Raw genomic sequence first — 23802 nt, forward strand, 5'->3', positions numbered from 1 at the left:
TCGTGCAGCGCGGCGAACCGCGAGCCGAATGCGTTCCGAATTGGAACCTATTTTAGATGCACGTTCATCCGTTAGCGGTCTAATATATAATACGCCTCGATCCATACACAGAAAGACATAATCCATGGAGTTGCGCCACCTGCGATATGCGATCTGCGTTGCGGATGAGATGCATTTCGGCCGCGCCGCCGCGCGCCTCGGCATTTCACAGCCGCCGCTAAGCCAGCAGATTCGCGCGCTGGAGGAAGAACTGGGCGTCGACCTGTTCGAGCGCACCAGCCGGCGCGTGCTGCTGACCGAGCCGGGGCGGCGGTTCGTTGAGGAGGCGCGCAAGGCGGTGGCACAAGTGGAGCATGCCGCCGATCAGGCACGGCGCGCTGCGAGTGGCGAGATCGGCACGTTGGCGGTGGGCGTCGTCGCCTCGGCGCCACTGATCGAGGCGGTCGCCAGCGCCTTCCGCGCGTTTCGCGAGAAGCATCCGCGTATCCGGCTGGCGCTGCGCGAACTCAATATCGAGGACCAGATGGATGCGCTGGTCGGCGGCCAGCTCGACATTGCCTTCGTCCGTGGGCTGGACATGCCAGTGCTGGCGGACGGATTGTCGGCACGGATGCTGATCGAGGAAGATCTGATCGTCGCCGTGCGCGACGATCATCCGCTCGCCGAACGCCCCCTGCTCTCGGTCGCCGACCTCGCCGACCAGCCTTTCGTGCTTTACGAGCGCGCGCTGGGCGCCGGCTTCAACGATCATATCGCCACGCTATGCCGCGCCGCCGGCTTCACCCCCAATGTGATCCAGGAAACCGGCGGCCTGGCGACGCTGCTCGGGCTGGTTTCCGCCGGCTTCGGCGTGACGGTGATCGCCCGATCGCTCGCCGCGATCCATATCGATGGTCTCGCCTATCGCCCGCTGAAGGATGCCGATGCGATCAGCCGGCTGTGGATCGTCACGCATGACACGCCATCGGTGTGCTGCCGCCGGTTCCTCGACATCCTCGAAGGCTGCAGCGCCCGCAAGCTCGCGCAGCAGGCGGCACTGGCCTCATGAGCGCCCCCGGCGATCCCGTCGATGAAACAGGCACGCTGGTGCGCGACGGCGGCGGCTTCGTGCTGCGGCGCGATCGCGGCGGCCGCTGGCACCTCAACCTCCATCGCGTGCCGGTGGATCATGTCGAGAAACGCGTCCGCGTCGTCGGCGTGATGGCGGGCGCGGATCTTGTCGATGTCGAAGGCGTTGCGCCGGCGGAGGATGCCGCCGGCTCGCGCTAATCCCGGCTCAGCGCTGGCGCGCCGGATTGCCCGCGACGGTGGCGCCGGCCGGCACGTCGCGCGTCACCACGCTGCCCGCGCCGACGATCGCATCGTCGCCCACCGTCACGCCTGGCAGGATCAGCGCGCCGCCGCCGATCCACACATTGCGCCCGATCGTGATCGGCCGACCCGATTCCAGCCCGGTCGCGCGTTCGGCGGGATCGCGGGGATGGTCGGCAGTGAGGATCTGCACACCGGGCCCGATCTGCGTGCCGTTTCCGATCACCACTTTCACCACATCGAGGATGATGCAGTTGAAGTTGAGGAACACACCGCTGCCGAGATGAATGTTGTAGCCATAGTCGCAATGGAAGGGCGGCCGCACCACGACCCCGGCGCCCACCGACCCCAGCCCTTCCCGCAGCAATGCCTCACGCGTTGCGACGGGCAAGGTCGAGGCGGCGTTGTAACGCTCGGCCCATTCCAGCGCGGCCTGATGATCGGCGATGATCTCGGGATCGCTCGCATGGTAGAGATCGCCATTCAGCATGCGCTGCTTCTGCGTCGGCTCGGTCACAGTCCATCTCCTCGATCGGAGGTGCCGGGTGGCAGGCGAGGCCGTCCGGCGCAAGACGCCACCTCGGGCCAGCCGCGGGCTGTGCTCTGCGGCATGACATCCCACAGCAGCGCGGATCGTTTGATCGAACGATCACATGACCTGCCCGCAGGCTCACTGCTGTATACACCGCGCGCCATGCAGCGGGAGTGGCTTCACGCTATCCCCAAGACCCCAAGCGTCGGCGCCCGCATAATTTTGACACTTCGCTTGCTGATCTGACGGGCCTTTTCCGCCTGGAAGACCTTCACACGCCCTTCCCCCGCAGCCAAGCCCCGCCCGCTCCCGCAAGCGGGAGGGGGACTGATCAACTCCGGTACTGCGCCACGATCTCCTCGATCGCCGGCTTTACATCCTGCCGCCGATATCCCAGCAATTCCGCCACCTTCGGGTCAGTCTCGTAGAACAGTGAATTGCCGCGCCCGAAGAACAGCGCGCCATCGGGCAGCATCGGATGCTCCTCGTCGCGCACCGGTGGCTTGGCACGGCCGACACCTTCGAAGAAGGCGCCGAAATAATCCTGGAAGCTCAAATTCTCGTCGCCGACCAGATAGGAGGCGCCAGGTTCGCCCCGTTCAAGCGCACCCTCGATCGCCTCGGCGAGCGATTGGGTGGAGATGAAGTTGGTGCCGCCGGGCGGAGTGAATTCGGGCATCGGCGCGAACTTGCCCTCGGCATATTGGGTGTAGGCCGCGAACATCGGCAGGGTCAGCCCCGGCACCGCGCCGACCACGAACGGCGCGTTCACGCTCATCGCGGCGAAATTCTCGTCGGCCAGCGCCGCCACGCCGTCATCCGACTCCTTGCGTGAGCGGACATAGGCGTTGGTCGGCACCAGTTCGGGGGCCGCCTGCGGATAGAAGCTGCCGACATTCACCGCGCGACGGATGCCCGCTTCCTTCGCCGCCGCGAAGAAGCGCGGCACGCCGACCGAATTGGCGTCATGCCAATAGCTGTCGTCGATATCCTGCGGCTTGTGGCGCACATCATTGCCAGCGGCGAACACCAGCGCATCGAACTGGCCGAGCGCTGCGCGATCGAACTCCATGTTGATATAATCGACGCGCAGGAAGGGCAGGTCGCCAAGCGGCGTGCCGGGGGCCGGCGGGGTGCGGCCGGCAATCGTCACATCGTGCCCCTTGCTCTTGAGATGGAGCGCAGCGCGGCCACCGATCATGCCGGCGCCGCCAACGACGAGTATCTTCATGGGTTCGCCCCTTTGCGTCAGAAGTTGAGGCCGTTGCCCGACAGCACCGGCAAGTTGGTCCACACGTCGCGCGGGTCTCGGTACCAGCCCGCGGCTGCCAGCGCGCCGCCATCGATGTGCAGCGCCGTCCCCGTGATCCACGCCGCCTGATCGCTGGCGAGGAAGAGGATGCCGGAAGCCATGTCCGCCGGCGTGCCGAAGCGGCCCAGCGGGATCCAGCGCGGGATATGGTCGCGATGCTCCTCGGGCACCATCAGCGACACTGGCACCTGCGGCGTATCCGTGGTTTCCGGCGCGATCAGGTTCACGCGGATGCCGCACGGTCCGAGTTCCAGCGCGAGGCTCTTGGTGAAGCCGGTCAACGCGGCCTTGCACGCGGCATAGACCACGCAATTTGGAATGCCGCGAAATCCCTCGATCGAGGAGACCGAAACGATGCTGCCGCCCGCCCCCTTCTTACGCAGCAGCGGGATCATCGCGTGCGTTACGCTGAACACCTGGCCAAGATTGGTCGCATAGAGCCGGTGGATCTCCTCGGCCGTCAGTGCCTCGAACGGCTTGGCCAGCATCAGGAAATCGCCGACATTGTTGACGAGCACATCAAGGCCGCCGAACCGCGCCTCGATGGCATCGGCAAGACCCGCGACCACTGCGGGATCGGTCACGTCGCCGGTCACGACCAGCGCCTCGTCGCCCAGCGCCGCCTGCGCGTCTGCAGCGCGATCGGCATCGATCTCGACAATCGCCAGCTTGGCCCCGGCCCGCGTGAACGCTTCGGCGGCCGCCCGGCCGATGCCGGCACCTCCGCCCGTCACGAGCACGATCTTGCCGTTGAAATCGAACATCTTCGCCTCTCCGCCCGCTTCCGGTCTGCCGCCGACGCGACTTACGCCTATCGCGATGGCGCACCAACATCAACAGTCATAAACGCATTTGGCACATTCATAGCCAATTATGTTTGCATTTGCGTTTTTGATTCGTCACGATGCTGCGAAACAGCAAGTCAGGAGGGGAATCAGCATGCAGGCGCAGACCATGCAGGCAATGGCGCTCGACCGCTTCGGCGGGCCCGAGGTGCTGGCGCTCGCCACGCTCGAGCGGCCGCGCGCTGCTCCGGGTCAGGTGATCGTCCAGGTCGCCTATGCCGGGGTCAATCCGGCCGACTGGAAAGCGCGCGAAGGCTGGCTGTCGCGCTATTTCGACTATCATTTCCCCTTCGTCGTCGGCTTCGATGCCGCCGGCATCGTTGCCGAGGTGGGCGACGGCGTGACCGGCCTTGCGCCGGGCGACCGCGTCGTCACCGCATCCAACCAGGGCAAAGGTGAGCGCGGTAGCTATGCGCAATATGTCGCATCGGATCGCGAGCGCGTCGTGAAGCTGCCCGACAATGTCGGCCTGCGCGACGCAGCGGCATTGCCGACCGCCGCCATCACCGCTTGGGAAGCCGTGTTCGACGTCGGCGGCACGCAGGCTGGATCGACCGTGCTGGTCAATGGCGGCGCGGGCGGCACCGGCGGCTATGCGATACAGCTCGCGCGGATGGCGGGCGCCCGGGTGGCCGCCACCTGCGGGCCGATCAATCTTGACTATGTCCGGTCGCTGGGCGCCGAGCTGGCGATCGATTACCGGCAGGGCGGCGTCCAGGAAGCCGTCGCAGAATGGGCGCCGGAGGGCGTCGATCTCGTCGTCGATACGGTCGGCCAAGGCAGCCTGCTCGATGCGGTCGAGATGGTCCGCCCCGGCGGAATCATCGCGCCGATCGCCACATTGATCGCCGACGAACCGAAGTTCGATGCAGCCCGCGCCGCCGAGCGCGGCGTCCACATCATCCCGACCATCGCCGATTTCGCGCACCAGGAGCGGCAGTTGAATGCGCTGGTCGAAGCACTGGCGGCCGGCCGGATCCATACGCCCGAGCTGACCATATTGCCGCTCAACGAAGCCGGCGAGGCGCATCGTCGCGTTGCTGCCGGCCATGTCCGCGGCAAGATCCTGCTCGCGGTGGACGAGGCGCTGGCATGATCTGGATCGTCGACGAGGTCGAGACGAAACCGGGCATGGGGGCGGCCTTCCTCGACGCCTATCTCACCCGCTACGCGCCGGGCAACACCGCGCGGGGGTTGCGGCTGGCGCACCGGATGGTCGAGCCGGCAATGTGGCTGGACGACGCCCCCAACCGGCTGCTGCTGGTTTGGGAGGCGGATGATGCCGGCGCGGTGTGGGCGGCCAAGCACCAGGCGCGCGGCGACGCCGCGGTCGACGCATGGTGGAACGAGGAGGCGCCGTTCTTCCTGCTGTCGCGCCGCCGCGCCACATTGGCGGGCGCGGACGAACTGGAGGCACTGGCCAATGTATAGTCGCCTGATCGTCCTCACCTTCGCCGACGATGCCCGCGCCGGAGCGATGGCGAGCATCGCCGCCGCCACCGAGGCGCTGGACGCCGAATCGCGCCTGTTCGCCCCGACCCTGCCCGGCGTCTACAATGGTGGTGACGCGTTGTGGCGCGTGACCTTTGCGGACAGGGCCGCCTGCGACGCCGCGATGGCGAGCCCGGCCTGGGCGTCCGCGGCCGAATTGCTCGCCGACCCGTCGATCACCGTGCATCAGGACAGCGTCGGCTTCGAATGCGGCGCGATCGGCGGGCCGACCGATGGCGGCGGCCTCTATCGCGTCGCCCTGTTCCGCGCGAGCATTCGCCCCGATGCCGAACGGCTGGCGGCATTCGCCGCGCAGACCGCAAGCCTGCCGCGCCACATCCGCACGATCCGACGCTGGCAGATCGCCTATACCGACGAGGCGGCCGGGCTCCACGCTTGGACGCATGTGTGGGAGCAGGAATATGCCGACCGCGCCGGGCTTGAGGGCACCTACATGCTCCATCCAGCGCATTGGGCGCATGTCGAGCGCTGGTTCGATCCCGAATATGTCGAGCATCTCGTCCATCCGCTGCTGGTCCACAGCTTCTGCACCATCGACCGGCCGGTGATCGTCGGATGAGCGCGATCGCTGCCCCCAACCACCCGCTCGCGGTGCGCATGGCCGCGATCGCCTTCGTTGCGCAGAATGCCGGCGTCGGATTCATGTTCGGCTCGTTCGGACTGTTGCTGGAGCCGGTGGAAGCCAAGCTCGGCATCGCCCGCGATACCAGTTCGCTCGGCATGGCGCTGGTGATGCTGGGCATGGCGCTGTGCGCGCCGCTGGTAGGCGCGCTCTCCGCACGATTTTCGCTGCGCACGCTGATGATGGCGGGCGCGGTGATGAGCGCGTCGGGCTATGTGTTGCTCGCGGTAGCGAGTTCAGTCGCCGCCTATCTCGCCGCCTATGGCCTGCTGATCGGCCCCGGCCTCGCACTAGTGGCGACGGTGAGCCCGGCGACACTGGTGACGCGCTGGTTCGACCAAGGCCGTGGCCGCGCGCTGGGCCTCGTTCATATGCCGATCCTCGTTGCGGCAATGCCGCTCGCCTGTGCGGCTGTGTTGGCGTCGGCAGGGCTGGCGGCGACCTATCTGATGCTCGCCGGCGGCATGGCGCTGTTGCTGCTGCCGCTGCTCGCGGTAGTCGATCGGCCGCCCGTGGTGGCGGACCCGGCTGCACAGGATCCCAGCGCCGGCGGGCTTTCGGAAAAGGCGCTGCTCCGGCAGCCGAGCTTCTGGGCGCTGACATTGGCGGCAGCCGCGATCAGCACCGGCGGCACATTGCTCGTCACCCACCTTGCGCCGATGGTCGGTGGCTGGGGGTTCGACGTCGCCGAGGGCGCGACATTGCTCTCGGTGATGGCGCTGGCGGGCATCGCCGGCTCGCTGCTGTTCGGCTGGGTTGCCGACCGGATGGGCGGCGCGATCGCGCTGGCGGTCAATTGCGTCAACCAGGGTTTGTTGTGGGCGGTGCTGCTGCTCAAGCCCAACTTCCCGATCATGCTGGTCGTTATCGCGCTGATCGGCGTCCATGCAGCGGCAATCACCGCCACCTTCGGCCTCGCCCTCTCGCAACGCTTCGGCGCGGCAAGCTTCGGGCGGGCATTCGGCCTGTCGAGCCTGCTGACCTTGCCATTCCTCGTCGCGGGCGTACCGGTCGGCGCGTGGTTCTACGTCAACACCGGCAGCTATGCAGGTGCGATCATGACACAGATCGGCTTCTATGCGGTGGGGGCTGTCGCCGCGATCGCCACTGCGCGGACACGCGCCGCATAAACAAGTGCGGACGCGCGCCGCATAAACAAAACGGGCCGGGGTTGCCCCCGGCCCGTTTCATGTTCGCTTGGGAGTCGCGATCAGGCCGTCGCAACCTCGGCGACGTCGACCTTGACGCCCGGCCCCATCGAGCTGCTCAGCGCAACCTTGCGCAGATACTTGCCCTTGGCGCCCGTCGGCTTGGCCTTGACCACCGCATCGACCAGCGCATCGAAGTTCGCGCGCAGATCTTCCGCCGGGAACGACGCCTTGCCGATGCCCGAGTGAATGATACCGGCCTTTTCGACGCGATATTCGACCTGGCCGCCCTTGGCCGCCTTGACCGCCTCACCGACGTTCATCGTGACGGTGCCGAGCTTCGGGTTCGGCATCAGGCCCTTCGGGCCCAGGATCTTGCCGAGACGGCCGACCAGGCCCATCATGTCCGGAGTCGCGATGCAGCGATCGAACTCGATCTTGCCGCCCTGCACGATCTCGAGCAGGTCTTCCGCGCCGACCACGTCGGCACCGGCTGCGGTCGCTTCCTCGGCCTTCGCGCCGCGGGCGAACACGCCGACGCGCACGGTCTTGCCGGTGCCCTTGGGCAGCGTCACCACGCCGCGGACCATCTGGTCGGCGTGACGCGGATCGACACCCAAGTTGAGCGCGACTTCGACGGTCTCGTCGAACTTGGCAGTGGCGTTGGTCTTCACCAGCGCGATCGCCTCATCGACGCCATACAGCTTCTCGCGGTCGACCGCGGACGCCATGATCTTCGCCTTCTTCGTCAGCTTGGTCATGGAATCAGCCCTCCACCACTTCGAGGCCCATCGCGCGGGCGCTGCCTTCGATGATGCGGGTCGCCGCGTCGATGTCGTTGGCGTTCAGATCCTTGAACTTCAGCTCGGCGATCTCGGTGAGCTTCGAACGCGCGATCTTTCCGGCGGAAACCTTGCCCGGCTCCTTCGAGCCCGCCTTCAGGTTCGCCGCCTTCTTGATCAGGAACGACGCCGGCGGCGTCTTGGTCTCGAACGAGAAGCTGCGATCCGCATAGACGGTGATCACCGTGGGGATCGGCGCGCCCTTTTCGAGGTCGTTCGTCGCCGCGTTGAACGCCTTGCAGAACTCCATGATGTTGACGCCGCGCTGACCCAGCGCCGGACCGATCGGCGGCGAAGGATTGGCGGAGCCAGCCTTCACCTGGAGCTTGATATAGCCCGTAATCTTCTTTGCCATTTTACCTACTCACTCTGTTTCAAGCTTAGCGGTCCATCCGCGGGCCCGAAGGCCCGCTCCCGCCAGGTTTCCCGGTTTCAGCCGGAAACTTTCAAAAATATGCTCGTTCGCTGGGAAGCACACCTTACTTGGCGCGCTCGACCTGCTCGAACTCGAGCTCGACCGGGGTGGCGCGACCAAAGATCGACACCGAAACCTTCACGCGGCTGCGATCGAAATCCAGTTCCTCGACCACACCATTGAAGCTGGCGAACGGCCCGTCGAGCACCTTGACCGAATCGCCGATCTCGTAATCGACCTTGATCTTGGTCTTCGGCGCGGCGGCCGCTTCCTCCTTGGTGTTGAGGATGCGCGCGGCCTCGGCCTCGCTGATTGGCTGCGGCTTGCCGCTCGATCCCAAGAAGCCGGTGACCTTCGGCGTGTTCTTCACGAGATGGTAGACATCGTCGTTCATCTCGAGCTTCGCCAGCACATAGCCGGGGAAGAACTTGCGTTCCGACTGCACCTTCTTGCCGCGGCGAACCTCGGTCACGGTCTCGGTCGGCACTTCGACCGAATCGACCAGCGCCTCGAGACCCATGCGCGCCGCTTCGGCCACGATCGAATCGCGAACCTTGTTCTCGAAGCCGGAATAGGCGTGGATGATGTACCAGCGCGACATGCTCGTTCCTGAAATCCTTGTGCTCAGCCAGCGACCAGATCGACCAGCGCCTTCATGACGAAGCCGAACAGCCGATCCACGCCGAAGAAGAAGACGCCCAGCAGCGTCGTCATGATAACGACCATCACCGCGGTCAAAGCCGTCTCGCGGCCCGTCGGCCAGACGACCTTAGCCGTCTCCGCCTTGACCTGGTTCACGAACTGACCGGGATTAAACTTCGCCACCGAAACCGTTCCTTGCCAAACGCAAATACGAGGCCACCGGCAGCCTATCCGGTCCTTCGACCGGAGCCGCCCTGACCTCGTCATCTCTCTGCCCTGCAACCTAGGTCAACATCCCCGACCTCGCAAGGTGGGGGCCGCCGATCGGCTGCAGGCCATGACTGGCAGGAGTGGAGGGACTCGAACCCACGGCCCTCGGTTTTGGAGACCGATGCTCTACCAACTGAGCTACACTCCTCCGTGTCACGGAAGAGGGTGCGCCTTAGCGGGCGCGATCACGGTGCGCAAGGCGCGTTTTACAAACCGGTCAGATAGATGATGATCTGCGCGGCCAGATAAATGGTCACGATCGCCAAGGCGATCGAGCAGGTGTTGTTCGCAAGTCCATCAAGCTTCGTGAACATCGTTGGCATCCTCTTCCCCCCAAAAACGGCGCCGGATTTGAAGGTTTCACCTTTTCCGATCTTCCGCAAGAGGCAGGTTTGCACGATTCGCGCGGCTCGTCCAGCAAATGGGCGCGCATATTGATCCCAACACCCCCTACCCAGCGACCACACGCGCAAAAACGCCGTCATTTCAACGAGCAACATGCGATTCGCTCGCAATTTCACAAATTTGTCGCATGCGAAACGCCGCCCCGCGCAACGAGGCGCGGAGCGGCGAAAAGAGTCTTCGTCCAGCGTGTGACGGAGCCGGTCCGCAAGCCGGCATCACCGCGTCAGGCGGCCAGATCGTAGGGCTGGATCTCGCCGGAAAGGTAGAGGTTGCGCGCCTTGGCGCGGCTGAGCTTGCCTGAGCTGGTGCGCGGCAGGGTACGCGGTGGCACCAGTTCGACGACGCAGTTCATGCCCGTGATCGAACGGACCCGCTCGCGGATCTCGTCACGCAGGCGGGCGCGTTCTTCCACGTCGGACGTGCGGCATTGCACCAGCACCGCCGGCGTTTCCTCACCGCCTGGCGTGGTGATCGCGAAGGCGGCGATATCGCCCGCCTTGAAACCGGGCAGTTGCTCCACCGCCCATTCAATGTCCTGCGGCCAGTGATTCTTGCCGTTGACGATGATCATGTCCTTGGCGCGGCCGACGATATAGACATAGCCATCCGACAGATAACCCATATCGCCGGTGTCCAGCCAGCCATCGACCAGGCAGGCCGCGGTCGCCTCGGGGTCGCGGAAATAGCCTTCCATCACAGAACCGCCGCTGCACCACACCTTGCCGATCGCGCGATCCGGCAGCGGGGTGCCGTCTTCCTCGCGGATCTCCACGGTCATGCCGCGCGCGGGCTTGCCGCAATTGACGATGGCGCGGAAACGCTGCGGCCGATCCTCATGCCCGGCGGCACCCGACAGCTCGGTCTCTGCGACCAGCTCGACGACGATCCCCTCGCCCGGCGGCATGATTGAAACTGCCAGCGTCGCTTCGGCGAGACCGTAGCTCGGCAGGAAGGCGGAAGCCTTGAAGCCGGCATCGGCATAGGCATCGACAAACGCCTGCATAACATCCGGCCGGATCATGTCGGCGCCGTTGCCCGCCACCCGCCAGCGCGACAGATCGAACCGATCGGCGATGTTGGTCTGGCTGGAGATGCGGCGCGCGCAGATGTCATAGCCGAAGGTCGGCGAATAGCTGAGCGTCGTGCCCTTGTTGCGGGTGATCAGATCGAGCCATGCCAGCGGACGGCGGGCGAAATCCTCGGTCTTGAGATAGTCGGCGGACACCTGGTTGGCGACCGGCGAGAGCAGGCAGCCGACCAGTCCCATGTCATGGTACCAGGGCAGCCACGAGACGCAGCGATCACCCTCGCGCACTTCCATCCCGTGCGAATGCGCCGCGAGATTTTCGAGCAGCGCGCTGTGCGACACCGCCACGCCATGCGGGAAGCGCGTCGAGCCGCTGGAATATTGCAGATAGGCGATATCGCTGGATTGCGGCTGCGCCAGCGGCGCTTCGGGCGCATCGCGCTCGGCGAACGCCTCATAGGCATGGCCTTCCACGCCCGCGGACTCGGCCGCGACCGAAGCCATCGCCGCAAGCTCCTGTGGGAACAGCAGCATGCGCGCGTCGGAACTGCCGAGCTGCAGCTTGAGCTGATCGACATAGGCATCGCGACCGCCGAAGCTGGTCGGCAATGGCAGCGGCACCGGCCAGGCGCCGGCATAGACCGCGCCGAAGAAGGCAGCGGCGAATTCGGGCGCGGTCTCGGCAACCAGCGCGATGCGGTCGCCCGGCACGATGCCGTGCGCGATCAGCCGATAGGCGTGCGCGATCGCATCCGCGCGCAATTCGCTATATGGATAGGGCCGCTTGAGCCCGCCGCGCGCGTCATGGAAATTGAGCCCGCGGACGCCCTGGGCGGCATAATCCAGCGCCTCGCCAAGCGTGGCGAAGTCAGAGAAGCGGCGCGCAAGCGCGTCGTCGGTGGGCGTGTGCGACAAGGTGCCCATAGTCCCCTCGCTCTCTTTTACGGAGCCGTGCGTTTCCAGCATCCTCGGATGCCCTTTCAATCTCTAACGACCGGGCGGCCCCCCGCCGCCGATTAACCATGAAGCCCGCCGTACTAGCCGACGACAAGCGTTCTAATTCCGGCCCGACTGTGGCATAAACGTGGCGCGTGTTTCCGGCTACCTCCAAATCCCGCCGTCCGCCCCTTGATTGCGCGGCCCTCGATCGCCTCGCACTGGCCTATGTCGCGCGGTTCGCGACGACGCGAGCGAAGCTCGCCCAGTACCTCAAGCGCAAGGTCGAACAGCGCGGCTGGGCGGACGAGGGCGCGCCGCCGGTGGCCGCGATCGCCGATCGGATGGCGGCACTGGGCTATGTCGACGATCAGCTTTTCGCTCGCGCCCGCGCGAACGCATTGACCCGCAAGGGCTATGGCCGGCGTCGCGTCGCCGCGGCGCTCGCTGGCGCGGGCATAGACGCGGACGATGCCGCCGCCGCGATCCGGGGGCGCGGACCTGACCATATCCAGGAAGAAGATGAAGGGGATGCCGCGATGACGGTCGCGCTCGCCTTCGCGCGCCGCCGCCGGATCGGACCGTTCGCGACAACGCCGCCCGACGATGCGGCGCGGCGGCGCGCCTTTGCGGCGCTGATGCGCGCGGGCCATGATCCTGATGTAGCCCGCCGCGTCATGGCGCTTGCACCTGGAGAGGCTGATCCGGATTGAATCTTGCGAGCAACCGAAGAAGTTCACAAGGAATTTACGTTTAGGTTCCAAACCACTGGCTGCGCGTGTTACAGTGAGGAGTCGCTTGGGGGAGTGGCGTATGAGAAACGAGCAGGTCGCTGAATCGCTACCACGCGAGGCGATGGCCAATTTCGGGCCGGACGCTTCGCATGGGTTGCAGGGATCCGCAGATGCGGACGAACGCAACGGGCACCAGGAAGATACGAACGATGGGGCGCTGCACGGCGGCCTCGTCAAATGGTTCGACACGACTCGCGGATTCGGATTCATGGTGCCGGACGAGCCGGGCACCGGTGATATCATGATCCATTTTTCGGCGTTGCGCGATCATGGCCGGCGCAGCTTGCCCGAAGGCACGCGCGTTGTTTGCAAGGCGGTGCAGCGCGAACGCGGCATGCAGGCGACGACCGTGGTTTCGTTCGATCTGACCACCGCCACCGGCCCAGATGCCGACGCGATCGACCGGCGCACGGCCGATCATGTCGATCCCGTGAGCCTGATTTCGGATGCCGGGCCGCCGCTGGACGTGAAGGTCAAGTGGTTCAACCGGCTGAAAGGCTATGGTTTCCTGATGTGCGATGACGGCACGCCCGATATATTCGTGCATATGGAAACGCTGCGGCGCGGCCAGATCGCCGAGGTCGAGCCCGATCAGCCGTTGATCGCGCGCATTGTCCAGGGCCGCAAAGGCCCGCTGGCAGTGGTCGTCAACCGACCGGAGTAAAGCGTAGATGCGTTTCGTTATTGCCGCCCTCGTCGCGTGTTCCGCAGCGGCAAGCCTGACCTCCTGCACATCGGAACCCGAGGCCGAAGCCCGGCAGGCGGAAAAGTTCATCCCGCTCAGTATCCGGACAGCGTCGGGCGAGCACAAGTTCAAGGTGGAGGTGGCGCGGACTCCCGAGGAGCAGGAGCGCGGGCTGATGTTCCGGACCTCGCTGGCGAGCGATGGCGGGATGATCTTCCCTTATGATCCGCCCCGCCCCGCGAGCTTCTGGATGAAGAACACGCTCATCCCGCTCGACATGATCTTCATCCGCAAGGACGGCACGATCGCGCGGATCGCCGACAACACTACGCCCGAATCGCTCGAACCGGTGCAGTCGGGTGAGCCGGTTGCGGCAGTGCTCGAACTTGCCGGCGGCCGCGCTGCCGAACTGGGCATCTCCGAAGGCGACAAGCTTGACTGGAAGGACTGAGCTTTTCGACGAGGGGGACAAACGGTGCTGCGGGGGTGGTAGCCTTTTCCCGCGGCACCGACTATCTGGCCATCCGCAATGGAGACGTCAGACCTTCGGATCGCGCTGTTCAGCGGCAATTACAACTATGTCAGGGATGGAGCGAACCAGGCGCTGAACCGCCTGGTCGGCTATCTGCTGCGCCAGGGTGCCTCTGTGCGCATCTACTCCCCCGTCGTCGAGAAGCCGGACTTCCCCGCGACCGGCGATGTCGTGCCGATCCCGGCACTGCCCTTCCCCGGCCGCGGCGAATATCGCGCACCGCTGATGATCCCGCCGCGCGCCAAGCGCGATCTCAAGGCGTTCGCGCCCAACCTGATCCATGTCGCCAGCCCCGAGATCCTCGGGCATCGCGCGGTCAGCTATGGACGCAACCATAATCTGCCGGTGGTCGCCTCGGTCCACACCCGGTTCGAGACCTATCCGCGCTACTACGGCCTCGCCTTTCTCGAGCCTCTCGTGGAAGCTGCGCTTCGCCGATTCTACCGGCGGTGTGACGCGATCGTCGCGCCCTCCGAGTCGATGGCGCAACTGCTGCGCGACCAGCGCATGAGCTACGACGTTGGCATCTGGACGCGCGGCGTCGACAAGGAAATCTTCACGCCGGCCCGCCGCGACCTCGCCTGGCGGGAGTCGTACGGAATCGCCCCCGATGATGTCGTGATCACGTTCGTCGGCCGGCTGGTGATGGAAAAGGGGCTCGACGTCTTTTCCGACGCGATCGACCTGCTGACCAAGCGCAAGGTGCGCCACAAGGTGCTGGTGATCGGCGATGGCCCGGCGCGCGACTGGTTCGAAAAGCGCCTGCCCGAAGCGGTGTTCGTCGGCTTCCAGGGCGGCGCCGATCTCGGCCGCGCCGTCGCCTCGTCGGACATCCTCTTCAACCCGTCGGTCACCGAGACCTTCGGCAATGTGACGCTGGAGGCCAAGGCCGCGGGCGTACCTGTGGTCGCGGCGATCGCGACGGGCAGCCAGAGCCTTGTCACCAACGGCGTCTCCGGCCGGCTGGTCACACCCGGGGCTATCGGCGATTTCGCCGATGCGTTGCGCTATTACTGCGAACATCCCGACGCCCGCCGCGCCGCCGGCAAGGCCGGGGAGGCGGAAACGGTGCGCTTCGGCTGGGATGCGGTGAACCAGCAGCTGGTGGACACCTATATCCGGCTGGTCCGCCAGCGCCGTGCGGGCGGCAAGGGCCCGGCGCGGAGCCGGGTGCCTTAACCGCTTGAAACCCGGGCCACGCCATCCACTGTTCGTCCCGAGCGAAATCGGGGGACGAACAGTGGATGGGCGCCGGGCGGGAAAGCCCCCTACCCAGCCGCCTGCCAGGCAAACGCCAGCGGCGCCTCGCGAAACGCGAACCGGTCGAGGTGCCGCTCGATCACGCCTTTCAGCCCTTCGAGTTGCTCGGGTGAGCTTGCATCGATGCGTACGCCCAGCGTCTCCGCATGCGCATCGAAGGTGGCGACCGCATCCCCCGGATAAGCGGCGCCGCGCGCATCCTTGGGGAAAGTCACTGTGCCATGTTCCGGGGTGAAATCGACCGCGAGGTTATGCGACCAATGCTTGAGCAATTGCTGAAGGTAGCGGCTGCCGTTGGTGGTCGGCACGTCGGCAATGGCGCTGGTCATCACAGCCTCTCAATCTTCTGCGCCGCCTCGTCGAGGATCGCGGCTACCTGGTGGAGCGTGTCAGCATCGACATCGTCGCGGCTGAGGCGGTTGTGGAGCACCTGGCGCATATTGCCCATGGCGCGGCGGATCGGTGCGCCGTCGGTCTTCTCCCGCATCGCGCTCAGCGATGCGAGCCGTTCGAACAGTGCGACAACATCCGCCTCGTTTTCGGCGAGATGCGCAGTGCCGGCCTCGGTGATCGCGAATGCCTTGCGCGAACCGCCTTCGGCGGCTTCCTCGATTAACCCCATGTCCGCGAGCAAGGTCAAGGTCGGGTAGACCACGCCTGGGCTCGGTGCATAGGCACCGCCGGTACGCTCCTCAACTTCGCGGATGAGGTCATAACCGTGGCGCGGCTGGTCGGCGATCAGCCGCAGCAGCACCAGCTTCAATTCACCACCATCAAACAGCCGTCGACGACCGCGGCCACCGCCGCCGCCGCCGCCGCGATGATGATCGTGACCGTGCCGGCCACGGCCGAAGCCGCGGCCCTCCTTCATGCCAAACCCTTCGGTCCAGCTCCCATATCCCATTCCAAAACGCATTTCGATCTTTCTCCGATATATCTTTGCGTGATAGCTTCGATATATCTTGAGTCTTTTAAGATGCAAGACCCCGGCGTTGGCCAGCGCGAACTTTTCCCAACGCGCCCGAGAACCTATATCGAACATCGCATGGCCGACCTTTTCGAACCCGACCCGCAGGACACCCCCGCGCCTACCGCCGGACCGCTGGCCGACCGACTGCGCCCGCAGGCGCTCGAGGAGGTGGTGGGCCAGCATCACCTGACCGGGCCGGATGGCGCGATCGGCCGTATGGTCGCTGCGGGGAAACTGAGCTCGATCATCCTTTGGGGTCCGCCTGGCACCGGCAAGACGACGATCGCCCGGCTGCTCGCCGATGCGGTCGGCATGCGCTTCGAGGCAATCTCGGCGGTATTCTCGGGCGTCGCGGACCTCAAGAAGGTGTTCGCCGCAGCGCGCGACCATCGCCGCATGGGCGACAAGACATTGCTCTTCGTCGATGAGATCCATCGCTTCAATCGCGCGCAGCAGGATGGCTTCCTGCCCTATGTCGAGGACGGCACCGTTGTGCTGGTCGGCGCGACCACCGAGAACCCCAGCTTCGAACTCAACGCCGCATTGCTGAGCCGCGCGCAGGTGCTGATCCTCAACCGGCTCGACGCATCGGCCATGGAGGAATTGCTCGCCCGCGCCGAGGCGATCGAGGAAAAGCCGCTGCCGCTCGACGAGAATGCCCGCGCCGCGCTGGTCGCCAGCGCCGATGGCGACGGGCGCTTCCTGCTCAACCAGGTCGAGACGCTGTTCTCGGTCGCAGGCGCCGACCGGCTCGATCCCGCCGGCCTTTCCGCCCTGCTTCATCGCCGCATGGCGGTCTACGACAAGGATCGCGAAGGGCATTACAACCTGATCTCGGCGCTCCACAAATCGCTGCGGGGCAGCGATCCGCAGGCAGCGCTCTATTATCTCGCGCGGATGCTGACCGCCGGCGAAGAACCGCTCTACGTGCTGCGCCGGATCACCCGTTTCGCCAGCGAGGATATCGGTCTCGCCGATCCGCAGGCGCTGGTGCAGTGTATTGCAGCCAAGGAAGCCTATGATTTCCTGGGCTCACCCGAAGGCGAACTCGCGATCGTCCAAGCCTGCCTCTATTGCGCGACCGCGCCCAAATCCAACGCCGCCTACAAGGCGATGGGCAAGGCATGGAAGACCGCGAAGGAAACCGGATCGCTGATGCCGCCCAAGAATATCCTCAACGCGCCGACCCGGCTGATGAAGGATATCGGCTACGGCAAGAACTACGCCTACGATCATGACGCTGCCGACGGATTTTCCGGCGACAATTACTGGCCGGAGGAAATGGCGCCACAAACCTTCTATGCTCCGGTCGAGCGCGGGTTCGAGGCGAAAATCGGCGAACGGATCGCGTACTGGAACCGGCTGCGCAGCGAGCGCGGCTAAGCCCTTTCCCCCCCGGGGGGGGAGAGCAATTCTGAGCCTCAGCTCTTCGGCCGCGGGCCACGCGGCGGTCGGCCGGTGCCGCCGCCGGGGCGCGGACCGCCCTTGCCGTCCGGCCCGCCATCGCGCTTGGGCGGGGGCGGCGGGCGGCGGTCCCGGCCGCCATGGCCCATCGTGTCGCGGCGCGGCGGCAGCGGCGGCGTGCGCGGCTGGACGGGCGCGCCGGTTGACACAGAATAGCCTTCCTTCTGCAGCCGCGTGAACGCCGCGCGCACATTGGTGGTGATCGCCGCCTGCAGTTCGGGTGACAGATCGGCAAAGGTCACATTGTTATGCAGCGCGTTAAGATCGCGCAGCAAGGTGTTGGGCAGCCCCTTGGAGGCGACCTTCATCGCCGCGATGGAATCGATCACCGCGGAGAAAAGGATCTCCTGCATCACATCTGTAGCCGACTTCGCCATGGCGCCCCTCTAGCGGGGTTCGCCCCGCTTGTCGCGGGGGATCAACACCCGGAATTGACGATATTTAGCCACTGACGCGCCGCTTACCCACCCCCTTCCCACGGCGCGAACGCGCGTTATGTTCCATCGCCATCCGGCAACGACCGGCCATGGAGGGGCGAGCTATCGATTTGAGGGGGATTTTGATGATGGCTGAGCCAGGATCAGCGACGCAGGACGCGCCACCCGCCGGCTGGCTGGAGCGCCGCTTCGCGCTGACTGAGCGCGGCACCACGCCGCGCACCGAGATCCTCGCCGGCCTCACCACCTTCCTGACAATGGCCTATATCATCCTCGTCAATCCCGCGATCCTCGGCCAGGCCGGCATGCCGGTGGCCGCGGTCGCCGCTGCGACCTGCTTCGCCGCCGGCGTCGCCAGCATCATGATGGGCTTCACCGCCAACACGCCGCTGGCGCTGGCGCCGGGCATGGGGCTCAACGCCTATTTCAGCTTCACCGTCGTCCAGCAGATGGGCATCCCCTGGCCGGTGGCGCTGGGCTGCGTGTTCGTTTCGGGCGTCGCCTTCCTGCTGCTGACATTGGCGGGCGTGCGCCAGATGATCGTCGCGGCCATTCCGCAGCATCTGTTCGCCGCGGTCGCCGGCGGCATCGGGCTTTTCATCGGTTTCATCGGCCTGAGGAACGGTGGCATCGTCGTCTCCAACCCGGCGACCGGCGTCGCGCTGGGCGATTTGCGCGCCGGCGGTGCCGCGCTTGCCTTGTTCGGGCTCGCATTGATCGCGGTGCTGAGCGCTTGGAAGGTACGCGGGGCGATGCTGATCGGCATCGTCTCCACGACCTTGGCCGGCATCGCCGCGGGCCTCGTCCAGTTCTCGCCCGCGCCCTATTCCTTCGCTGCACTCGGCGAGACCGCCTTCGCGCTCGACCTCGCCGGCGTGTTCACCGCGCAGGGCGGCGTCGGCATCATCGAGATCCTGTTCGTGTTCCTGTTCGTCGACCTGTTCGACAATCTCGGCACGCTGGTCGCCGTCACCAAGCGCGCCGGGCTGATCGGGCCCGACGGGCGCATCCCACGGCTCAACCGGATTCTGGTGACCGATTCGGTGGCGACGATGATCGGCGCCACTGCGGGCACCAGCACCGTCACCTCCTATGTCGAAAGCGCCGCGGGCGTGCAGGCGGGCGGGCGCACCGGCCTCACCGCGATCGTCACCGGCGTGCTGTTCCTGCTCGCGATCTTCTTCGCGCCCTATGCACAGCTGGTGCCGCTCGCCGCGACTGCGCCGGCGCTGATCCTGGTCGGCGCGCTGATGATGGCGCCGCTGATCGAGGTGGCGTGGGACGATCCCGAAGCGGCGATCCCCGCCTTCCTCACGGTGGCGATGATCCCCCTCACCTTTTCCATCGCCAATGGCCTGGCGTTCGGCATCACCGCGCATGCACTGCTCAAGCTGCTGCGCGGGAAGATCAGCCGCAGCGACTGGTTCCTGTTGATCCTGTCCGCGCTGTTCGTGGTCCGTTTCGTCTGGCTGGCGGCCGCCTGATGCTACACTCCGTACGATCGCAACGCGGCATGGTGACCGCACCTCATCACCTCGCAGCGCAGGCGGGGCTCGCCGTCCTGCAGGATGGCGGCAATGCGGCGGAGGCGACCGTCGCCATCGCCGCGACGCTCGCCGTCGTCTATCCGCACATGACCAGCATCGGCGGCGACGGCTTCTGGCTGATCGCCGAGCCGGACGGCCGGGTCGAGGCGATCTCCGCCTGCGGCGGTGCCGCCGCGGCTGCCGACCTCTCGCTCTATCGGGAGTTGTCCGCGGTGCCGTGGCGCGGGCCGCTGGCCGCCAACACGGTCGCCGGCACCATCTCCGGCTGGGAGGCGGCGCTGGTCGCGACCCGCGCGATGCTGCCGCTGGAACGGTTGCTGCGTGACGCCATCCACCATGCCGAAGCCGGCGTCGCCGTCACCCGCGGCGGTGCCGAGATCGCCGCTGCCAAGAGCCCCGAACTGCGAGGCCAGCCCGGTCTTTGGGCGAGCATCTTCGAACCCGAGGGCCGTCAGCTTGTCGAGGGCGACCTGCTGCGCCAGCCCCTGCTTGGCGCAACCCTGCGGCGGCTAGCGAGTGAGGGACTCGGCAGTTTTTATGAAGGCTCGCTGGCCGCTGACATCGCTGCCGATCTCGCGGCGCTCGGCAGCCCGGTGACCGCGGCCGACCTCGCCATGCACCGCGTCGAGCGGCCGATCCCGCTCTCCACGCAGATCGCGGGCGCGACGCTCTACAACATGACGCCGCCCACGCAGGGCCTAGCTTCGCTGCTGATCCTCGCGCTGTTCGATCGGCTGGAGGCGGAAGGCGCGGACGGCTTCGCGCATATCCACGGGCTGGTCGAGGCGACCAAGCAGGCCTTTCTCGTCCGCGATGCGCATGTCGGCGATCCCGCCTACATGACGATCGACCCTCAGGCGCTGCTCGACGATCGCGCTGCGCTCGATGCGATGGCGGACCGGATCGATCCTGCCCACGCGCTGCCTTGGCCGCAGCCCAGCCAGTTGGGCGACACCTGCTGGTTCGGTGCCGCCGACGCCGAAGGCCGCGTCGTCAGCGCGATCCAGAGCACCTATTTCGAGTTCGGATCGGGGCTGGTGCTGCCGGGTAGCGGCATCACGTGGCAGAACCGCGGCGCCAGCTTCCGCCTCGCCGAGGCCGGCTGGAACGCGCTGAAGCCGCGCCGCAAGCCCTTCCACACGCTCAACCCCGCGCTCGCCCGCTTCGACGATGGCCGGGTGATGGCCTATGGCACTATGGGCGGCGAAGGCCAGCCGCAGACCCAGGCGGCGCTGTTCACCCGCTACGCCCGCTACGGCATCAACCTGCAGGAAGCGATCACCCGACCGCGCTGGCTGCTCGGCCGCACCTGGGGCGAGGACTCGACCAGCCTCAAGCTCGAGGATCGCTTCGATCCGGCTCTGTACGCGACGCTGCGCGCCGCTGGCCATGAGGTCGAACTGCTGCCCGCTTTCACCGCGACGATGGGCCATGCCGGCGCGGTCGTCCGCCATCCGGACGGCCAGTTCGAGGGCGCTACCGATCCGCGCAGCGACGGCGCGGTCGCCGCGTGGTGAGCGAGGGCGCGGCCGGTGGCGTGCGTGCGGTCACGCGCTGCGATCTGCTGGCGCGCCCACCCTATAGCAGCGCCGACGACATGCTGTTCCGCGCCTATCTCACGCCCGCGCACGCCGCCGCGTTGGAGGCGATCGCGGTGTGGATGCGCGAGGCGGGCATGACCGTCCACATCGACGCCGCCGCCAACCTGATCGGGCGTTATGAAGGTGCCGATCCGGCCGCCCCCGCCCTGTTGATCGGCAGCCATGTCGACAGCGTGCGCGACGGCGGCGCCTATGACGGTCCGCTGGGCGTGATGCTGGGGATCGAGGCGGTGGCCGCGCTCGCTGCCGTTGGCCGCCGCCTGCCCTTCGCGATCGAGGTGATCGCCTTCGGCGACGAGGAAGGATCGCGTTTTCCGGCCGCGATGCTCACCAGCCGTGCGGTCGCGGGCACGCTCGAACGCATGCCCTTTGACATGGTCGATGCCGACGGCGTGAGTTTGGGCGCGGCGCTCAGCCTGTTCTCGCTGCGCGGCCATGGCGGCATGCGCGGCGCGGCGCGGCCGGCGGGTTCGACGATCGCCTATTTCGAAGCCCATATCGAGCAGGGTCCGGTGCTGGATGCAGAGGGCCGGGCGGTCGGCACGGTCACGGGCATCGCCGCGCAGCATCGTTACCAGGTGGTGGTGCAGGGGCTCGCAGGTCATGCCGGCACATCCTCTATGCCGTTGCGCCGCGACGCGCTGACCGCAGCGGCGGAGATGATCCTCGCCGCCGAGCGCATCGCGCGTGAAGCCGCCTCCGATGTGGTCGCGACCGTCGGCAAGCTGGTGGTGGAGCCGGGCGCGCCCAACGTCATCCCCGGCCGCATCGCCTTCACCATCGACGTACGCGCCGGCGAGGCCAACCGGCGAGACGCGGTGGCCGCCGCGATCCTTGGTGACATCGGCTTGATCGCAGACAGGCGTGGGGTCGAACTGGCCAGCGACCTGATCCACGACCTGCCCGCCTCCCCGTCCGATCCGATGCTGATGGATCTGCTCGACGAAGCGACCGCAGCCGCGGGTCAGCCCCTCCGCCGCCTCGTCAGCGGCGCTGGGCATGACGCAATGGTCATGGCATCGTTATGCCCGACGGTGATGCTGTTCCTGCGCTGTGCGGGCGGCATCAGCCACAACCCCGCCGAGCGGGTCGATCCTGCCGATGCCGAGATCGCATTGGCGGTGATGCTCGGCTTCATCGATCGGCTTGGAGAGCGTTTTGCCTGACCTTGATCCCCTGCTTTTCGGCGAGATCGATCCGCCCCAGCGGCTGCTGATGGGTCCCGGCCCGGTCAATGCGCATCCCCGCGTGCTGCGCGCGATGTCCGCCGACCTGCTCGGCCAGTTCGACCCCGAGATGACCGGCTATATGGAGCAGGTGATGGCGCTCTACCGGCCGATCTTCGGCACGGAGAATCGCTGGACCTTCCTGATCGACGGCACCGCCCGCGCCGGGATCGAGGCGGCTTTGGTCAGCATCGTCGCGCCCGGCGAGACGATGCTGGTGATCGATTTCGGCCGCTTCGGGCTGCTGCTGCGCGAGATCGGCGAACGAATCGGCGCGAAGGTGGAAATGCTCTCGGTGCCTTGGGGTGAGGTGGTGCCGCTGGACGCGGTCGAGGCCGCGATCGCCCGCACCGGCCCGCGCCTCGTCGCCTGCGTGCATGGCGATACGTCGACGACGATGGCGCAGCCGCTCGACGGCATCGGCGCGCTGGCGGCGGCAGCGGGCGCCTTCACCTATGTCGACGCCACCGCGACGATCGGCGGCATGGCGCTGGCAGCGGAGCGCTGGGGCGTCGACGTCGTCACCGGCGGCCTGCAGAAATGCCTCGGCGGCCCCTCCGGCTCCTCGCCGATCACCGTCTCGAACCGCGCCGCCGACCATATCTTCAGCCGCCGCCATGTCGAACGCGGCATCGCCCGCGACGATCTGGTCGCCGGCCCCGGCCCTCGCATCGCCTCCAACTATTTCGACCTCGCGATGGTGATGGATTATTGGAGCGAGAAGCGCCTCAACCACCATACCGAGGCGACAACGATGCTCTATGGCGCCCGCGAATGCGCGCGGGTCGCGCTCGGCGAGGGGCTGGAGGCGCGCTATGCCCGCCACGCCGCCGCCGGCCGCGCCGTCACCGCCGGAGCCCGCGCGTTGGGGCTGACCGTGTTCGGCGACGATCGCTATCGGATGACCAACGTCACCGGCATCCTGATTCCGGACGGCGTCGACGGGGAGCGCGTGCGGATGCGCATGCGCGAGGATTTCGAGATCGAGATCGGCACCGCCTTCGGGCCGCTGGCCGGCAAGGTCTGGCGGATCGGCGCGATGGGCTACAACGCGATGAAGCATAAGGTGCTGATCACGCTCGGCGCGCTGGAGGCGGTGCTGCGGGCGGAAGGGTATAAGGCGCCCGCCGCGGCCGGCGTGGATGCGGCGCTGGAGGCATGGGGATGATGCCCTTCTCCTTCCCGAGCAGATTTACGCATCAGCGAAATGCCCGGATGGCGCCGACATTCGAGTCGCGCGCCGAACTGCCCTCTCCCGCACTTGGCGGGAGAGGGTTGGGTGAGGGGCCGAGCGCAGCGAGGCTTCTTCCTGTTCTTCAGCTCCGCATCAGCCGACGCATCAGCGCCGAACAACGCTCGCTTCGCTCGCGCCCTCACCCAACCCTCTCCCGCGAAGTGCGGGAGAGGGCTTTATGCGCGGCTCCAGCCCAAATGTGCGAATGCGGTAACCCCGTTCCGGGGAGAACA

General features: G+C 66.6%; 27 protein-coding genes and 1 tRNA gene. 15 read left to right on the forward strand and 13 right to left on the reverse strand.

Translation table 11 applies throughout. From position 1 onward, the window contains the following. Positions 1–124 precede the first annotated feature (124 nt). On the forward strand, positions 125–1048 hold the full coding sequence (locus FHS96_RS14530; protein WP_429592707.1) for a LysR substrate-binding domain-containing protein: 924 nt from the start codon (positions 125–127) through the stop codon (positions 1046–1048). Continuing rightward, positions 1045–1269 (forward strand): DUF5818 domain-containing protein, encoded by a 225-nt coding sequence (locus FHS96_RS14535; protein ID WP_429592710.1) that lies wholly within the window; start codon positions 1045–1047, stop codon positions 1267–1269. Before FHS96_RS14530 ends, FHS96_RS14535 begins: the two co-directional genes overlap by 4 nt. A 7-nt stretch (positions 1270–1276) precedes the next feature. Here the strand turns inward: FHS96_RS14535 and FHS96_RS14540 are convergent, their stop codons facing one another. The 3 genes from FHS96_RS14540 to FHS96_RS14550 all read right to left on the reverse strand — a co-directional run bounded on the left by FHS96_RS14540 (position 1277) and on the right by FHS96_RS14550 (position 3919). Continuing rightward, positions 1277–1828, reverse strand: a complete 552-nt coding sequence (locus FHS96_RS14540) for a sugar O-acetyltransferase (protein WP_429592713.1) — start codon at positions 1826–1828, stop codon at positions 1277–1279. Positions 1829–2174: 346 nt separating this feature from the next. Further along, positions 2175–3074, reverse strand: coding sequence for an NAD-dependent epimerase/dehydratase family protein (locus FHS96_RS14545; protein ID WP_429592716.1), 900 nt, complete (start codon positions 3072–3074; stop codon positions 2175–2177). A 17-nt stretch (positions 3075–3091) separates the two neighbouring features. Beyond that, positions 3092–3919 (reverse strand): SDR family NAD(P)-dependent oxidoreductase, encoded by an 828-nt coding sequence (locus FHS96_RS14550; protein ID WP_429592719.1) that lies wholly within the window; start codon positions 3917–3919, stop codon positions 3092–3094. Between the two features lie 175 nt (positions 3920–4094). Between FHS96_RS14550 and FHS96_RS14555 the strand changes: the two genes are divergently transcribed. The 4 genes from FHS96_RS14555 to FHS96_RS14570 are packed head-to-tail and all read left to right on the forward strand — an operon-like array spanning position 4095 to position 7264. Then, the gene (locus FHS96_RS14555) at positions 4095–5096 is read left to right on the forward strand and encodes an NADP-dependent oxidoreductase (RefSeq protein WP_429592722.1); all 1002 of its coding nucleotides are present in this window, start codon (positions 4095–4097) and stop codon (positions 5094–5096) included. Continuing rightward, positions 5093–5431, forward strand: coding sequence for a hypothetical protein (locus tag FHS96_RS14560; RefSeq protein ID WP_429592726.1), 339 nt, complete (start codon positions 5093–5095; stop codon positions 5429–5431). Before FHS96_RS14555 ends, FHS96_RS14560 begins: the two co-directional genes overlap by 4 nt. After that, positions 5424–6071, forward strand: coding sequence for a Dabb family protein (locus tag FHS96_RS14565; RefSeq protein WP_429592728.1), 648 nt, complete (start codon positions 5424–5426; stop codon positions 6069–6071). The genes FHS96_RS14560 and FHS96_RS14565 overlap by 8 nt, the downstream gene beginning before the upstream one ends. Next, the gene (locus FHS96_RS14570; protein ID WP_429592731.1) at positions 6068–7264 is read left to right on the forward strand and encodes an MFS transporter; all 1197 of its coding nucleotides are present in this window, start codon (positions 6068–6070) and stop codon (positions 7262–7264) included. The genes FHS96_RS14565 and FHS96_RS14570 overlap by 4 nt, the downstream gene beginning before the upstream one ends. An 80-nt stretch (positions 7265–7344) precedes the next feature. On the opposite strand, the gene rplA is transcribed toward FHS96_RS14570, so the two are convergent. The 7 genes from rplA to FHS96_RS14605 all read right to left on the reverse strand — a co-directional run bounded on the left by rplA (position 7345) and on the right by FHS96_RS14605 (position 11849). Continuing rightward, entirely contained in the window at positions 7345–8043 is a 699-nt protein-coding gene (gene rplA / locus FHS96_RS14575; RefSeq protein WP_429592734.1) for a 50S ribosomal protein L1, read from the reverse strand. A gap of 4 nt (positions 8044–8047) precedes the next feature. Continuing rightward, entirely contained in the window at positions 8048–8479 is a 432-nt protein-coding gene (gene rplK / locus FHS96_RS14580; RefSeq protein ID WP_429592737.1) for a 50S ribosomal protein L11, read from the reverse strand. Between the two features lie 124 nt (positions 8480–8603). Further along, complete coding sequence (nusG, locus tag FHS96_RS14585) at positions 8604–9140, reverse strand: transcription termination/antitermination protein NusG (protein ID WP_025290446.1); 537 nt, start codon at positions 9138–9140, stop codon at positions 8604–8606. 23 nt (positions 9141–9163) lie between these two features. Beyond that, complete coding sequence (gene secE, locus FHS96_RS14590; protein ID WP_429592741.1) at positions 9164–9364, reverse strand: preprotein translocase subunit SecE; 201 nt, start codon at positions 9362–9364, stop codon at positions 9164–9166. 159 nt (positions 9365–9523) lie between these two features. Continuing rightward, positions 9524–9599: transfer RNA gene (locus FHS96_RS14595), tRNA-Trp, on the reverse strand. A gap of 58 nt (positions 9600–9657) precedes the next feature. Then, positions 9658–9951 (reverse strand): hypothetical protein, encoded by a 294-nt coding sequence (locus FHS96_RS14600; RefSeq protein ID WP_429592744.1) that lies wholly within the window; start codon positions 9949–9951, stop codon positions 9658–9660. 128 nt (positions 9952–10079) lie between these two features. Next, complete coding sequence (locus tag FHS96_RS14605; RefSeq protein ID WP_429592747.1) at positions 10080–11849, reverse strand: fatty acyl-AMP ligase; 1770 nt, start codon at positions 11847–11849, stop codon at positions 10080–10082. A 125-nt stretch (positions 11850–11974) separates the two neighbouring features. Here FHS96_RS14605 and FHS96_RS14610 point away from each other — a divergent pair, with 125 nt between their 5' ends. From FHS96_RS14610 to FHS96_RS14625, 4 genes are all read left to right on the forward strand, one after another. After that, entirely contained in the window at positions 11975–12532 is a 558-nt protein-coding gene (locus tag FHS96_RS14610; RefSeq protein ID WP_429592750.1) for a RecX family transcriptional regulator, read from the forward strand. After that, positions 12504–13277 carry a cold-shock protein gene (locus FHS96_RS14615; protein WP_429592753.1) on the forward strand — a complete coding sequence of 258 codons (774 nt, stop codon included), beginning with the start codon at positions 12504–12506 and terminating at the stop codon, positions 13275–13277. The genes FHS96_RS14610 and FHS96_RS14615 overlap by 29 nt, the downstream gene beginning before the upstream one ends. Before the next feature lie 7 nt (positions 13278–13284). Then, positions 13285–13749, forward strand: a complete 465-nt coding sequence (locus FHS96_RS14620; protein ID WP_429592756.1) for a DUF192 domain-containing protein — start codon at positions 13285–13287, stop codon at positions 13747–13749. Positions 13750–13827: 78 nt separating this feature from the next. Continuing rightward, positions 13828–15009 (forward strand): glycosyltransferase family 4 protein, encoded by a 1182-nt coding sequence (locus FHS96_RS14625; RefSeq protein WP_429592759.1) that lies wholly within the window; start codon positions 13828–13830, stop codon positions 15007–15009. An 89-nt stretch (positions 15010–15098) separates the two neighbouring features. Here FHS96_RS14625 and FHS96_RS14630 read toward each other — a convergent pair whose 3' ends face one another. Together FHS96_RS14630 and FHS96_RS14635 are read right to left on the reverse strand one after the other, a co-directional pair. After that, the gene (locus tag FHS96_RS14630; protein WP_429592762.1) at positions 15099–15419 is read right to left on the reverse strand and encodes a DUF2218 domain-containing protein; all 321 of its coding nucleotides are present in this window, start codon (positions 15417–15419) and stop codon (positions 15099–15101) included. Next, on the reverse strand, positions 15419–16006 hold the full coding sequence (locus tag FHS96_RS14635) for a PadR family transcriptional regulator (RefSeq protein WP_429592764.1): 588 nt from the start codon (positions 16004–16006) through the stop codon (positions 15419–15421). The genes FHS96_RS14630 and FHS96_RS14635 overlap by 1 nt, the downstream gene beginning before the upstream one ends. 129 nt (positions 16007–16135) lie before the next feature. Here FHS96_RS14635 and FHS96_RS14640 point away from each other — a divergent pair, with 129 nt between their 5' ends. Then, a complete protein-coding gene (locus tag FHS96_RS14640) occupies positions 16136–17443 on the forward strand; it encodes a replication-associated recombination protein A (protein ID WP_429592767.1) in 1308 nt (435 codons plus the stop codon). Positions 17444–17481: 38 nt separating this feature from the next. On the opposite strand, the gene FHS96_RS14645 is transcribed toward FHS96_RS14640, so the two are convergent. After that, entirely contained in the window at positions 17482–17901 is a 420-nt protein-coding gene (locus tag FHS96_RS14645) for a hypothetical protein (RefSeq protein WP_429592770.1), read from the reverse strand. A 188-nt stretch (positions 17902–18089) separates the two neighbouring features. Between FHS96_RS14645 and FHS96_RS14650 the strand changes: the two genes are divergently transcribed. From FHS96_RS14650 to FHS96_RS14665, 4 genes are read left to right on the forward strand one after another with little or no spacing between them, the layout of a single operon-like run. Further along, the gene (locus tag FHS96_RS14650) at positions 18090–19445 is read left to right on the forward strand and encodes an NCS2 family permease (RefSeq protein ID WP_429592772.1); all 1356 of its coding nucleotides are present in this window, start codon (positions 18090–18092) and stop codon (positions 19443–19445) included. Beyond that, complete coding sequence (locus FHS96_RS14655) at positions 19445–21025, forward strand: gamma-glutamyltransferase family protein (protein ID WP_429592774.1); 1581 nt, start codon at positions 19445–19447, stop codon at positions 21023–21025. The genes FHS96_RS14650 and FHS96_RS14655 overlap by 1 nt, the downstream gene beginning before the upstream one ends. Continuing rightward, entirely contained in the window at positions 21019–22275 is a 1257-nt protein-coding gene (locus FHS96_RS14660; RefSeq protein WP_429592777.1) for an allantoate amidohydrolase, read from the forward strand. Before FHS96_RS14655 ends, FHS96_RS14660 begins: the two co-directional genes overlap by 7 nt. Further along, positions 22268–23503 carry a pyridoxal-phosphate-dependent aminotransferase family protein gene (locus tag FHS96_RS14665; protein WP_429592780.1) on the forward strand — a complete coding sequence of 412 codons (1236 nt, stop codon included), beginning with the start codon at positions 22268–22270 and terminating at the stop codon, positions 23501–23503. The genes FHS96_RS14660 and FHS96_RS14665 overlap by 8 nt, the downstream gene beginning before the upstream one ends. The last annotated feature ends 299 nt before the right edge of the window (positions 23504–23802 follow it).

Origin of the sequence: Sphingomonas zeicaulis (assembly GCF_050433225.1) — a bacterium.
GTDB classification, from domain to species: domain Bacteria; phylum Pseudomonadota; class Alphaproteobacteria; order Sphingomonadales; family Sphingomonadaceae; genus Sphingomonas_D; species Sphingomonas_D zeicaulis.